At 71.0% G+C, this 12,707-nt stretch carries 15 protein-coding genes and 1 tRNA gene; 13 read left to right on the top strand and 3 right to left on the bottom strand.

The genetic code is table 11. The features are described from left to right. Positions 1-14: 14 nt before the first annotated feature. Complete coding sequence (locus ACZ4WH_RS22985; protein WP_468183221.1) at positions 15-1,577, bottom strand: helicase HerA-like domain-containing protein; 1,563 nt, start codon at positions 1,575-1,577, stop codon at positions 15-17. 113 nt (positions 1,578-1,690) lie between these two features. Here ACZ4WH_RS22985 and ACZ4WH_RS22980 point away from each other — a divergent pair, with 113 nt between their 5' ends. Both ACZ4WH_RS22980 and ACZ4WH_RS22975 read left to right on the top strand, forming a co-directional pair. Next, positions 1,691-1,987, top strand: coding sequence for a type II toxin-antitoxin system VapB family antitoxin (locus ACZ4WH_RS22980; RefSeq protein WP_004943146.1), 297 nt, complete (start codon positions 1,691-1,693; stop codon positions 1,985-1,987). 98 nt (positions 1,988-2,085) lie between these two features. Then, complete coding sequence (locus tag ACZ4WH_RS22975; RefSeq protein WP_468183219.1) at positions 2,086-2,724, top strand: LytR C-terminal domain-containing protein; 639 nt, start codon at positions 2,086-2,088, stop codon at positions 2,722-2,724. A 100-nt stretch (positions 2,725-2,824) separates the two neighbouring features. On the opposite strand, the gene upp is transcribed toward ACZ4WH_RS22975, so the two are convergent. Continuing rightward, entirely contained in the window at positions 2,825-3,460 is a 636-nt protein-coding gene (gene upp, locus ACZ4WH_RS22970) for a uracil phosphoribosyltransferase (RefSeq protein ID WP_103817752.1), read from the bottom strand. Positions 3,461-3,555: 95 nt separating this feature from the next. Between upp and ACZ4WH_RS22965 the strand changes: the two genes are divergently transcribed. The 9 genes from ACZ4WH_RS22965 (at position 3,556) to ACZ4WH_RS22925 (ending at position 9,088) form a co-directional block, all read left to right on the top strand. After that, entirely contained in the window at positions 3,556-3,801 is a 246-nt protein-coding gene (locus tag ACZ4WH_RS22965; protein ID WP_468183217.1) for a hypothetical protein, read from the top strand. A gap of 301 nt (positions 3,802-4,102) precedes the next feature. Beyond that, entirely contained in the window at positions 4,103-4,633 is a 531-nt protein-coding gene (locus ACZ4WH_RS22960) for a tRNA adenosine deaminase-associated protein (RefSeq protein ID WP_468183362.1), read from the top strand. Positions 4,634-4,692: 59 nt separating this feature from the next. Continuing rightward, positions 4,693-5,124: a tRNA adenosine(34) deaminase TadA gene (gene tadA, locus ACZ4WH_RS22955; RefSeq protein WP_468183360.1), complete on the top strand. Its 432-nt coding sequence runs from the start codon at positions 4,693-4,695 to the stop codon at positions 5,122-5,124. 49 nt (positions 5,125-5,173) lie between these two features. Next, a tRNA-Ser gene (locus ACZ4WH_RS22950) sits at positions 5,174-5,258 on the top strand. Positions 5,259-5,415: 157 nt separating this feature from the next. After that, a complete protein-coding gene (locus ACZ4WH_RS22945) occupies positions 5,416-5,595 on the top strand; it encodes a hypothetical protein (RefSeq protein WP_103817756.1) in 180 nt (59 codons plus the stop codon). Positions 5,596-5,605: 10 nt separating this feature from the next. Continuing rightward, positions 5,606-5,899, top strand: coding sequence for a Dabb family protein (locus tag ACZ4WH_RS22940; RefSeq protein ID WP_468183215.1), 294 nt, complete (start codon positions 5,606-5,608; stop codon positions 5,897-5,899). A 176-nt stretch (positions 5,900-6,075) separates the two neighbouring features. Beyond that, a complete protein-coding gene (locus ACZ4WH_RS22935) occupies positions 6,076-6,912 on the top strand; it encodes an RNA polymerase sigma factor SigF (RefSeq protein ID WP_468183358.1) in 837 nt (278 codons plus the stop codon). A gap of 336 nt (positions 6,913-7,248) precedes the next feature. After that, the gene (locus ACZ4WH_RS22930; RefSeq protein WP_468183213.1) at positions 7,249-8,190 is read left to right on the top strand and encodes an RNA polymerase sigma factor SigF; all 942 of its coding nucleotides are present in this window, start codon (positions 7,249-7,251) and stop codon (positions 8,188-8,190) included. A 160-nt stretch (positions 8,191-8,350) separates the two neighbouring features. Continuing rightward, a complete protein-coding gene (locus tag ACZ4WH_RS22925; protein ID WP_468183211.1) occupies positions 8,351-9,088 on the top strand; it encodes a hypothetical protein in 738 nt (245 codons plus the stop codon). A 9-nt stretch (positions 9,089-9,097) separates the two neighbouring features. Here the strand turns inward: ACZ4WH_RS22925 and ACZ4WH_RS22920 are convergent, their stop codons facing one another. Then, entirely contained in the window at positions 9,098-9,292 is a 195-nt protein-coding gene (locus ACZ4WH_RS22920) for a hypothetical protein (RefSeq protein ID WP_468183209.1), read from the bottom strand. Positions 9,293-9,498: 206 nt separating this feature from the next. Between ACZ4WH_RS22920 and ACZ4WH_RS22915 the strand changes: the two genes are divergently transcribed. Both ACZ4WH_RS22915 and ACZ4WH_RS22910 read left to right on the top strand, forming a co-directional pair. Next, a complete protein-coding gene (locus ACZ4WH_RS22915; RefSeq protein WP_468183207.1) occupies positions 9,499-9,993 on the top strand; it encodes a MarR family winged helix-turn-helix transcriptional regulator in 495 nt (164 codons plus the stop codon). A gap of 85 nt (positions 9,994-10,078) precedes the next feature. Next, positions 10,079-12,541, top strand: a complete 2,463-nt coding sequence (locus ACZ4WH_RS22910; protein ID WP_468183205.1) for an MFS transporter — start codon at positions 10,079-10,081, stop codon at positions 12,539-12,541. Positions 12,542-12,707 lie beyond the last annotated feature (166 nt).

Below are 12,707 nucleotides of genomic sequence, written 5' to 3'. Positions count from 1 at the left end.
CCGGCGGGGGCGGGCTACCGCCTCCGCCGGGCGGTGCCGAAGAGGGAGCGGGTGATCTCGCGGCCGAGCCGGGTGCCGACCGAGCGGGCCAGCGACTTGAACATCCCGCTGCTCATGACCTGTTCGACCAGCGACGGCTCCTCCTTCGAGCCCCGCGGAGCGGCGGGCTTCGGCGCCTGTTCCGCAGGCCGGGCTGCGCTCAGCCTCTCGTACGCCGACTCGCGGTCCACAGCCTGTGCATAACGGTCGTGGAGCGCGGAGTCCCGGACCGCCCGGTCCAGTTCGGCGGGGTCCACCGGCCCCATCAGGGACACCGGGGCACGCAGCCGGGTGGCGGCGACCGGGGTCGGGGCGCCGGTCTCGCCGAGCACGGTCACCACGGCCTCGCCGGTGCCCAGCCCGGTGAGCAGTTCCTCCAGGTCGTACGCCGATCTCGGGAAGGTCTGCACGGTCGTCCTCAGGGCCTTCTGGTCGTCGGGGGTGAAGGCGCGCAGGGCGTGCTGGACGCGGTTGCCGAGCTGGCCGAGGACGTCGCCGGGCACGTCCTTCGGGGTCTGGGTGACGAAGAAGACGCCGACGCCCTTGGAGCGGATCAGGCGGACGGTCTGGGTGATCGACTCCAGGAACGCCTTGGAGGCGTCGTCGAACAGCAGGTGCGCCTCGTCGAAGAAGAACACCAGCTTCGGCTTGTCGGCGTCGCCGATCTCGGGCAGGTCGTGGAAGAGGTCGGCGAGCAGCCACATCAGGAGCGTCGAGAAGAGCAGCGGCTCGTCCCGCACCGCCGGGAGTTCCAGGACGGAGACGATGCCCCGCCCGTCCTCCGCCGTGCGCAGGAAGTCCGCCGTTCGGAACTCCGGCTCGCCGAAGAAGTCCGTCATGCCCTGTGCCTCGAAGGCCGTCAGGGAGCGCAGGACGACCCCGGCCGTGGCGCTGGACAGGCCGCCGATGTCCTTGAGTTCGGCCTTGCCCTCGTCGGAGGTGAGGAAGGCGACGACCGCGCGCAGGTCCTTGAGGTCGATCAGCTCCAGGCCCTTGGTGTCGGCGTAGTGGAAGACCAGCCCGAGGGACTGCTCCTGAGTCCGGTTCAGCTGGAGCACCTTGGCCAGCAGCACCGGGCCGAAGCTGGTGACGGTGGCCCGTACGGGGATGCCGTGGCCGAGGCCGCCGAGCGCGAAGAACTCCGCCGGGAAGCCGGCCGGGGCCCACTCCTGGCCGACCTCCGCGGACCGCTTCCGTACCCGGTCGTTCGCCTGCCCCGGCCGCGCGACGCCGGACAGGTCGCCCTTGATGTCCGCGAGGAACACGGGCACGCCCTGCGCCGACAGCTGCTCGGCGATCAGCTGGAGGGTCTTGGTCTTGCCGGTGCCGGTGGCGCCCGCGACCAGCCCGTGCCGGTTGAGCATGGGCAGCGGGATGCGGACCGGCGCGTCGGCGTGACACGCCCCGTCCCACAGGAGGGCGCCGAGATCGAGCGCGGGGCCGGTGAAGGCGTAACCCGAGGCGATCTTCCGGGCCTCGGCCGGCAGGGCGGGGACCGCCTCCGGGCCGGCGGGCGGCACGGTCTCGCTGTCACTCATCTGGGGCCCCTGTTCCCGTAATAGCCCGTACGCCCGATTTGATCCATCTTTTCAAGCGTCGCACTCCGCCACCATGGCTGCGCCCGGAACGTCTTGACCGGTAGGCTTTCCGTGTGATCTTCAAGCGCATCGGAAACGGCCGGCCGTACCCCGACCACGGCCGGGAGAGCACCCGGCAGTGGGCGGACGTCGCGCCGCGCCCGGTCCGCCTCGATCAGCTCGTGACCACCAAGCAGCAGCTCGACCTGGAGACCCTGCTGGCGGAGGACTCGACGTTCTACGGCGACCTCTTCGCGCACGTCGTGAAGTGGCAGGGCGACCTCTACCTGGAGGACGGCCTGCACCGCGCGGTCCGCGCCGCCCTCCAGCAGCGCCAGGTGCTGCACGCGCGCGTGCTCGAACTCGACTGACCCGGCCCGGCAAGGCCGTTGGCCCTTTCGGGTTCCGCTGAGCGGCATCGACTGATCATCTGATAGGCATCGCCGCTCGGGCGCACTACGCTGCACTCATGAGCATGCTGACTCCCCCCGGCATGGGCGGCCAGTACCGCATCACAGGGGACAAATACCCTCGGATGCGCCCGCCCCGGCGGCGCGGCAGGCTCGTGGCCGTCGCGGTGGCGTCCGTCGCCGCGCTCGGCCTGATCGGCTGGGGCACGACGCAGCTCATCGACGTCTTCACCGGCGGCGGCGACAAGTACACGGCGAGCGGTGCCACGAAGGGCTGCCGGACCAAGGCCCAGGCGGCCCAGGCGGCCCAGCTGCACGCCCTGCCCAAGCCCGGCCAGATCACCGTGAACGTCTACAACGCCACCGCGCGCACCGGGCTCGCCAAGAGCACCGCCGACGAGCTGAAGAAGCGCGGCTTCAGGATCGGCGACGTGGGCAACGCGTCGAAGCAGTACGACAAGAGGGTGAAGGGCACGGGGCTGCTCCTCGGCTCCGCCGCCGCGCAGGACACCTCACTCCGCGTCCTCGGCACCCAGCTCGGCGGCGCGCAGCCGCGCGCCGACGGCCGCAAGGGGGCCGATCTCGACCTCGTCATCGGCGACGCCTTCAAGGGCCTGACGAAGCCGGCGGCCGCGGCACAGGCCCTGACGACCCTGACCGAACCGAAGCCGACGGCTTCCCCGAAGAAGGGCTGCTGAGCAGCGCCCCGAAAGGCGCCGCGGGGAACTGCGCGACCGGCCACGACGAACCCGTACCCGCGAACGGCGCCCAGGCGGCAGCCCCCTCGGGCACGGAAAACTACTCGGCGGCTCCGTAGAGCCGGTCCCCCGCGTCCCCCAGCCCCGGCACGATGTACCCCAGCTCGTTGAGGTGGTCGTCGACAGCCGCCGTGACCACGGTGACCGGCGTCCCCGCCAGCTCCCGCTCCATGACCTCGACGCCCTCGGGGGCGGCCAGCAGGACCACCGCCGTGACGTCGTCGGCGCCGCGCTTGATCAGCTCCTGGATCGCCGCGACCAGCGTGCCGCCCGTGGCCAGCATCGGGTCGAGGACGTACACCTGGCGGCCCGAGAGGTCCTCCGGCATGCGCGAGGCGTACGTCGACGCCTGCAACGTCTCCTCGTTGCGGATCATGCCCAGGAAGCCCACCTCGGCGGTCGGCAGCAGCCGGACCATGCCGTCCAGCATGCCGAGGCCGGCCCGCAGGATCGGCACCACCAGCGGGCGGGGCCGGGCGAGCTTGACGCCCGTGGTCCGCGCGACCGGCGTCTGGATGTCGACGGCCTCGGTGCGCACGTCCCGCGTGGCCTCGTAGGCGAGCAGGGTGACCAGTTCGTCGGCGAGCCGCCGGAAGGTCGCGGAGTCGGTGCGCTGGTCGCGCAGCGTGGTGAGCTTGTGGGCGACCAGAGGGTGGTCGACGACATGGAGACGCATGCCCCTAACGGTACCTGCGCCCCGGGCCGCCCTCGCGCTGGCGTCAAACCGGCCATCCGGGGGAAAGTGGGAGGGACGGACTGGGGTGGTGTGACGTGTCTGACCTGCCTGACCTGCCCGCGGACGCCTCCGGGCCCACCGGTGACACGGCCGGCCCCGCTGCGCGGTCCGCGCGGACCGATTCCGACAAGCCCGAGAGCGAGACCGAACGCCGGCGCCGCCGCGCGCAGTTCCTGCGCGATCTCGCCGAGGCCCGTGCGCTGCGCGCCCGGGTCCAGCCCCGGCGCGCCAAGGCCGCCCGGCTGCGCCACGCGATGCGCATGCGGACGTTCCGCTGGTAGCTCCGGGGCCCGTTCCCGGTACGGAAGATCCGCGCTCGCGCCGGTGTCGCGGCGGCGGGCATGCGTGAGCGCCGGGAAAAGCCGCGTACGATCCGCAGGTGGCGGCAATGAGCGCGCTGGTGAGCCGATCACGGATCCACGATCGAAACAGCCAGACACAGGGAGCCGAAGACGTCCCCTGGAGGCCTTGTTTCTGCCACGATTCCGAGTGGGTGGGGCTCGGAGCCCAGCTCTCTCCGCCCAAGTACCTCCGCCGGGGGGACCCCCAACCGGCACGCCTATGACCAGTGGGAGAGTCACGGTGTACTTCGCCGCACTGCTCGCGCGCACCGAAGACGGGTGGGAAGCGAGCGACACAGAGCTCGACGATGTGGAGACCCTGTCGGATCTGGCCGACCTGGCCCGGGAAGCCTCTCCCGACGAGGACACGGTGCTCGTCCTGATCGAGCAGGAGGACGCCTGGTTCGGTGTCGTCCGCGTGGACGGCGAGGACGACCCTCGCATCTACGTCTCGGACGCCGCCGCCGCCCAGCGCAGCGCGTACGGGGAGCTGCTGCTCACCGACGAACTGCTCGGCCGGGAGCCCGGCGCGGACGACGTCCCGGACCTGGACTCCCTGGACCTCGACGGCACCGAGGACGGCGAGTCCGAGGACGACGAGGAACCGGGTGCCGCCGCCGACGCGGTGCCGCACAGCCCGGTGGGCGACAGCGAGATCCTCGACGACCTGGGCATCAGCGAGAAGGAGCTGCGCGCCCTGGACGCCGACGACGCGCTGAACACGATCGCCGAGGCCCTGGGCGCCTCGGAGGTGCTGGAGACCGTCCGCTGACCACGCCACAGCGAGCGCAGGGCACGCCGGACCCGGTGCGGGACCCCTGGCGGGCCGCGATGCGGCTCGCCCTGGACGAGGCCGGGCTGGCCGTCCGGAACGGGGACGTCCCGGTCGGTGCCGTCGTGCTGTCCCCGGACGGTACGACGGTGCTCGGTGCCGGGCACAACGAGCGCGAGGCCACCGGTGATCCCACGGCCCACGCGGAGGTCCTCGCCATCCGGCGGGCGGCCGCCCGGCTCGGGGAGTGGCGGCTGACCGGCTGCACGCTCGTCGTCACGCTGGAGCCGTGCACGATGTGCGCGGGCGCGCTCGTCCAGTCCCGGGTGGACCGAGTGGTCTACGGCGCCCGGGACGAGAAGGCGGGCGCGGCCGGCTCCCTGTGGGACGTGGTGCGCGACCGCCGGCTCAATCACCGGCCGGAGGTCATCGAGGGCGTGCTCGCGGCGGAGTGCGCCCGGCTCCTCACCGGGTTCTTCCGCGATCGCTGACCGGATATCGATTTCGAACCACGGCCCCCTGTGTTGTAGGGTCTCCCTCGGTAGCGTGTCCGAGCGGCCGAAGGAGCTCGCCTCGAAAGCGAGTGTGGCGCAAGTCACCGAGGGTTCAAATCCCTCCGCTACCGCTCACAGAAAGGCCCCGTCGACCGACGGGGCCTTTCACGCGTTCCGGACACAACGCCCCCGCGACGGCGCGCTGTTGGTCGTACGCGAAGGCCTGGACGTTACACTCGCGGCCGGCAGCAGGGGGCCCAGCGGGGCACTGGTACAGGGGAGGCCGCGGTGGCGGTGAACGCCAAGAAGATCGCCGTGTACGTGCTCGTGGTCTTCGCGCTGTACGTGATCATCACGGACCCGGCCAAGGCGGCCGACTACGTCCAGATAGGCTTCGAGGGCATATCGGACGCCGCCAAGGCCATCGGCGACTTCATGACCTGGGTCGCCCACGGAGGAAAGAGCTGAGGTACACCCCATGATCCGCCACCTGGTCCTCTTCAAGCTGAACGAGGGCGTCGAGCGCGACGATCCGCGGGTCGTGGCGGGCGTGGAGGCCTTCCGGGCCCTCGGCGGCCGGATCGAGGAGCTGCGCTTCTGGGAGTGCGCCTGGAACATCAGCGACCGGCCGATCGCCTACGACTTCGCGATCAACTCGGCCGTCGAGGACGCCGACGCCCTCAAGCGGTATCTGGAGCACCCGGCCCACCAGGCGGGCGTGGCGCTGTGGCGCGAGTTCGCCACCTGGGTGATCGCCGACTACGAATTCTGAGCCCCGCACCCACGTGAACCCCTCGCCGTTTTGGCGAGGGGTTTTTCGTGCGATGCATACCCAATTTCTGGGAGTTTGAACCACAACACGGGGTTATCGGGTGCTTGCACACGGTGCACATGTCTTGTGATGCTATGACCGCTTTTGACGGATGATTGACCGATGAAGAGGTGGCGTTGACCGTGTCGGCCAGTACTGCGCCGCCCCACGAAGAGGCGCCCACTCCGACCCCGCCGGCCCCCGAGAAGCGCCGCGGCGCGGACACCCGGGCCCTGACCCAGGTGCTGTTCGCCGAGCTGAAGGACCTCACCCCCGGCACGCCGGAGCACAACCGGGTGCGCGGAGCGCTGATCGAGGCGAACCTCCCGCTCGTGCGCTACGCCGCCGCCCGCTTCCGCTCCCGCAACGAGCCGATGGAGGACGTCGTCCAGGTCGGCACCATCGGACTCATCAACGCCATCGACCGCTTCGACCCCGACCGGGGCGTGCAGTTCCCGACCTTCGCGATGCCCACCGTGGTCGGCGAGATCAAGCGGTATTTCCGGGACAACGTCCGCACGGTCCACGTCCCGCGCCGGCTGCACGAGCTGTGGGTGCAGGTCAACAGCGCGACCGAGGACCTGACCACGCTCCACGGCCGCTCGCCGTCCACCGCCGAGATCGCCGAGCGGCTCCGGATCAGCGAGGAGGAGGTGCTCAGCTGCATCGAGGCGGGACGGTCGTACCATGCCACCTCGCTGGAGGCCGCCCAGGAGGGCGACGGAATGCCCGGACTGCTCGACCGGATCGGCTACGAGGACCCGGCCCTCGACGGCGTGGAACACCGTGACCTGGTCCGCCATCTCCTTGTCCAACTCCCCGAGAGAGAACAGCGAATCCTTCTCCTTCGCTACTACAGCAATCTCACCCAGTCACAGATCAGCGCGGAACTCGGCGTCTCCCAGATGCATGTCTCACGCCTCCTCGCCCGTAGCTTCCAGCGGCTGCGATCCGCAAATCGGATCGACGCATAGCGGCAGCAGAGACCGTGGCGACTGATGCATAGCGGGCGCACGGAAGCACGCCCCGAACGCCACTGCATCGCAAACCCGATCGAGCTGTAACCGGCGCGAGCGAATCGCTCACCAGGACTGTTGCCGACAGTTCCGTCCCGAAATGCCGTCAGACCCCTTGTTTCCAGGGCCGATTCGGATCTCACATGTCGACATGTCGGTACAGCGCGTTGCCGACATGTGACATTCTGCGGGAAGCGCGTTTGCCGTGGCTCCGGCTCCGGTATTCAGGTGAAGGCTGCGTTGCTCGAAAGAGAAGGCGCCGCCGCGACCGTCCCGCGACCCAAAGGGGGTGGCATGTCCGCAGACCAGGGCAGCTCGAAGGTGCTGACGCCCACGATGAGCGAGGCAGCGCCCAAGGAGCTCGACGCTCTCGACGTCCTCGACGGCTTCGAGGGTGTCACGGCCCTCGAAGCCGTGCCGTCCCCGGCCGCCGAACCGGCCGCTGAAGCTGTCCCGGCCGCGCAGGTCACGGCCAACATCGACACCCGCACCCTGTCCCGCTCGCTGTTCCTGCGCCTGGCCGCGCTGGACGAGGACAGCCCCGAGCGGGCGTACGTCCGGGACACCCTGATCGAGCTGAACCTGCCGCTGGTCCGCTACGCGGCGGCGCGGTTCCGCTCGCGCAACGAACCGATGGAGGACATCGTCCAGGTCGGCACCATCGGCCTGATCAAGGCGATCGACCGGTTCGACTGCGAGCGGGGCGTGGAGTTCCCGACGTTCGCGATGCCGACGGTCGTGGGCGAGATCAAGCGGTTCTTCCGCGACACGTCATGGTCGGTGCGCGTCCCGCGCCGGCTCCAGGAGCTGCGCCTGGCCCTCACCAAGGCCAGCGACGAGCTGTCCCAGAAGCTGGACCGCTCCCCCACGGTGACCGAGCTGGCCGCCGTGCTCGGTGTCTCCGAGGAGGACGTGGTCGACGGCCTCGCGGTCGGCAACGCCTACACCGCCTCCTCCCTCGACTCGCCGGCCCCGGAGGACGACGGCGGCGAGGGCTCGCTCGCCGACCGGCTCGGCTACGAGGACACGGCCCTGGAGGGCGTGGAGTACCGCGAGTCCCTCAAGCCGCTGCTGGCCAAGCTCCCGCCCCGGGAGCGCCGGATCATCATGCTGCGCTTCTTCGCCAACATGACCCAGTCCCAGATCGGCGAGGAGGTCGGCATCTCCCAGATGCACGTCTCCCGCCTGCTGACCCGGACGCTGGCTCAGTTGCGGGAGGGTCTGATCTCGGACTGAACGGAACGGCCCGGGATCTGTGGTCGTTCGGCCGCGGCACCGTCGTGGCCGGTCGTTCCCACCCGGCGGTAGCCGCATATCGGACGCGGACCCGCACCCCTTCGGGGCGCTGTCCCGCACCGGGGTTCCCATCTGACGTGGTGTCAGCCACCATGAGCGGATGCTTCCCACGACATGGACGCGTGGCCGCCGAGGCGCCGTTACGGCGGCGTCGGCGGCCGTCGTCTGTCTGGGCGGGGTGCTCGCCGCGTGCGCGGGCGGGGGTCCGGGCGGCGGCTACACCGCGGTCGGCGCGGGTCAGGTCGGTCCGACGGCCGTAGCGCCGTCCGGGTCGGTGATCCTCGTGCCGCTCGACGGGGAGAAGAGGCCCGGTGGACGCGGGGACGCCCCGAGCGGAACCGGCTCCGGCGTGCCCACGGAGGGACCGACCCCGTCCGGCGATCCGCACTCCGCCACACCGGTGCCGACGCCTTCCGGCAAGGGCACCCCCGGCGCCCGTCGACCCCACGGCGGCCCGGACGGTCGTACGACTCCGCCGGCGGCCTCGCCGAGCCCGGCCCCCGCTCCGAGCCGTACGACGACCCCCGCCACACCCGCCGACCTCTCCTGGAGCGACCCGGCGACCGAGGACACCGACAAGCGGTGGTGTCAGAAGGTGACCGTCGTCTTCCACAACTCGGGCGGTACGGCGGTGCGTTCGGGGTCGGTGACGTTCGGCACGCACATCATCGGCGCGCTCGGGATCGACTGGGGGACGGTCGAGTCGACCGTGGAGCTGCCGGTGCCGGTGGCGCCGGGTGCGCGCAGGAGCCCCACCTGGACGGTCTGCGTCGATGCCTGGCGTGTACCGCTCGGTATGCGCGTCGAGACGCGGGACGTGTCCGTCGAGTGGGACTGACCCGAGCCCCTAGCTCACCGCCAGCCAGGCGACGGCGGCCACCACCGCGAGTGCCACGATGACGCCGATGATCAGACCGACCCGAGGGCCGGAGGGAGCGGCCTGCTGCTGGGCCCCCTGAGGAGCCTCGTCGACGAACGCGCGGAACATCTGGGTGCTGCCTGCGGGGTCGTAATTGCCCTGGGGGCCCTGGGTGTTAGCCATGCCCCGAGACCCTAGCGAATCCCGGTGACCGACCCAAGTGCGGGGCCACCGGGACAGACAGGGGCACGCCACCCGCAGCCACCTGCATATTTACGTTCGCAATACTTGCCTTTGCCAACTTTTTGCGCCGCCCGACCCCTCGTTTGTTTGCCTTCAGCAACCAAGCAGTCCTATGGTTGCCCTAAGCAACGAATACGGGAGGTGTGATGGCCGAGCAGGCGCAGTTCGAAGAGCTGGCGCGTCAGCTCAGTGCCGTCGGAGCCGTGAAACGGGACATGGGGCGGATCCTGCCGCCCGACTGCCCGGCCGGCTCGGCCGCCGTGCTGACCCTGCTCGGTCGCCACGGCGACATGCGCATGAGCAAGCTCGCGGAGCTGCTCGCCGTGGACATGTCGGTCACCAGCCGCCATGTCGCGCACGTCGCCGCACGCGGCTGGATCGAGCGGCACCCCGACCCCGCGGACAAGCGCTCGCGCATCCTGCGCCTGACGCCCGCGGGCCTGGACCAGCTGGACGACCTGTCCCGGCGGACCACGCACCTGCTGGCCGAGCGGCTCGCGGACTGGACCGACGAGGACGTCGGCGAGCTGATCCGGCTGATGACGCGTCTGCGCGCGTCCTTCGGCGACTGCCGGTCCGCCCCGCTGCGGCTTCCCGCTCCCGTAGACGAAGAGACCACCCGTACACCCGCAAGCACGTAAGAAAAGGAAGCCCATGGCAACGACCACACCAGCCGGTGTGCGGGCTCACGCCAAGCACGGGGGAGGCTCCCACGGCGATGCCCCGATGACGCACCGGCAGATCATGGAGGCACTGTCCGGGCTGCTGCTCGGCATGTTCGTGGCGATCCTGTCGTCCACGATCGTCTCCAACGCCCTGCCGCACATCATCGGGGACCTCGGCGGCGGCCAGTCCGCCTACACCTGGGTGGTCACCGCCGCCCTGCTGTCGATGACCGCGGCCACTCCCCTGTGGGGCAAGCTCGCCGACCTGTACAGCAAGAAGGCTCTCGTCCAGATAGCCCTGATCATCTACGTCGTCGCCTCGATGGCGGCCGGCCTGTCGCAGAACCCCGGCATGCTCATCACCTTCCGGGTGTTCCAGGGCATCGGCGTCGGCGGTCTGTCCGCACTGGCGCAGATCGTCATGGCGGCGATGATCTCCCCGCGTGAGCGCGGCCGGTACTCCGGCTACCTGGGTGCCACCTTCGCCGTGGCCACCGTCGGCGGCCCGCTGCTCGGCGGTGTGATCACCGACACCTCCTGGCTGGGCTGGCGCTGGTGCTTCTACGTCGGCGTCCCCTTCGCCGTCATCGCGCTGATCGTGCTCCAGAAGACCCTGCACCTGCCCGTGGTCAAGCGGGAGGTCAAGGTCGACTGGGGCGGCGCGACCGTCATCTCCGCCGCCGTCTCCCTGCTGCTGGTCTGGGTCACCTTCGCCGGTGACAAGTACGACTGGCTGTCCTGGCAGACCTACGCGATGGTCGGCGGTTCGATCGTCCTCGGCGCGCTGTTCGTGCTCATCGAGTCCAAGGCGAGCGAGCCGATCATCCCGCTGCGCCTGTTCAGGAACCGCACGATCACGCTGGCGTCGCTCGCCTCGCTGTTCGTCGGTGTCGCGATGTTCTCCGGCACCGTCTTCTTCAGCCAGTACTTCCAGCTGGCCCGCGACAAGTCCCCGACCATGTCGGGTGTCCTGACCATCCCGATGATCGGCGGTCTGTTCGTCTCCTCGACCGTCTCGGGTCAGTTCATCACCCGCACCGGCCGCTGGAAGGCGTGGCTGGTCAGCGGTGGCGTGCTGGTCACGGCCGGCCTGCTGCTGCTCGGCGGCATCCGGTACGACACCGACTACTGGAAGATGGCCGTCTTCATGGCGCTGCTGGGTCTCGGCATCGGCATGATGATGCAGAACCTGGTCCTCGCCACGCAGAACCAGGTGGCCCCCTCGGACCTCGGCTCGGCCAGCTCCACGGTCACCTTCTTCCGCTCCCTCGGCGGTGCGGTGGGCGTCTCCGCGCTGGGTGCCGTGATGTCCCGCCGGATCACCCACTACGTCCAGGACGGCGTCGCCGACCTGAGCCCGAAGTACCAGAAGGCCCTGGCCGGCGGCTCCGGTTCGACCGACAGCATCCCGGACATGAACGCGCTCCCGAAGCCCATCCGGACGCTGCTGGAGAGCGCCTACGGCCACGGCATCGCCGACGTCTTCCTCATCGCCGGCTGCCTCGCCGCCGTCGCCTTCCTGATCACGCTGTTCATCAAGGAGGTCCCGTTGAAGACCAAGGGCGCGCTCGCACAGGCCTCCGAGGGCGAGGCCCCCGTGACCGACCCGGCCGCCGCGCCGGCCGTCGCCGAGGCCCAGGCCCCGGCCGCCGCGCCGGTCCCGGCCGCGGTCGCCGCGACCACCGTGGCCGCGACCGACGGCACGGCCACCGCCACCCGGCCGATGGCGGCCGTCGCCACGATCGCCGAGCCCGGCGGCTCCGGCGGCACCCCGGTGCACGGCTTCGTCCGCGGCGCCGAGAGCGCCCCGGTCCCGCAGGCCGCGGTCACCCTGATCTCGCTGTCCGGCCGCCAGCTGGGCCGCTCGGTCGCCCGGGCCGACGGTTCCTACACCCTGGCCGCCCCCGGCACCGGCAGCTACGTCCTCATCGCCTCCGCCGACGGCTACCAGCCGCAGGCCTCCACCGTCGTGGTGGGCGAGGAACCGCTGGCGTACGACATCCTGCTCAGCGGCACCAGCGGGCTGACCGGTGTGGTCCGGGCCGCCGGGAGCGCGCTGCCGGTCAAGGACGCGATGGTCATCGTCACCGATGTGCGCGGTGACCTGCTGGCCACCGCCGCCACCGGCGAGCAGGGCGACTTCGCCCTCACCGACCTGGTGCCCGGCACCGTGACCGTCGCGGTCAACGCGAGCGGGTTCCGGCCGCGCGCCCTGCCGGTCGAGGTCGGCGCCACCGGCGTCACCCGGATCGAGGTCGACCTGGACGCCGGCGCCCAACTCCAGGGTGTCGTCCGGGCCCCGCACGGCCCGCTGGCCGACGCCCGGGTGACCCTGGTCGACCAGGCCGGCAACGTGGTCGGCACCGCCACCACCGGCATGGACGGGGCGTACGCCTTCACCGACCTGAACAGCGGCGAGTACACCGTCATCGCGACGGGTTACCCGCCGGTGGCGACGGCCCTGACCGTCTCCGGCGCCGGAGTCGACGGCCACGACATCGAACTCGCCCACCCCGGCGAGTAGTTCACCCGGCCCGGGGGGGGGGGGGGGGTGGGGGGGGGGGGGGGGGGGGGGGGGGGGGGGTGGGGAGGGGGGGGGGGGGGGTGGGGGGGGGGGGGGGGGGGGGGATGGGGGGGGGGGAGGGGGGGGAGGAAGGGGGCGAGGGGACGGGGGGGGTGTGGGAGGAGAC

The organism is Streptomyces sp. NPDC029138, from assembly GCF_055564375.1.
Note: the sequence above shows the minus strand (reverse complement) of the source record. Positions and strands in the feature narration are given on the sequence as shown.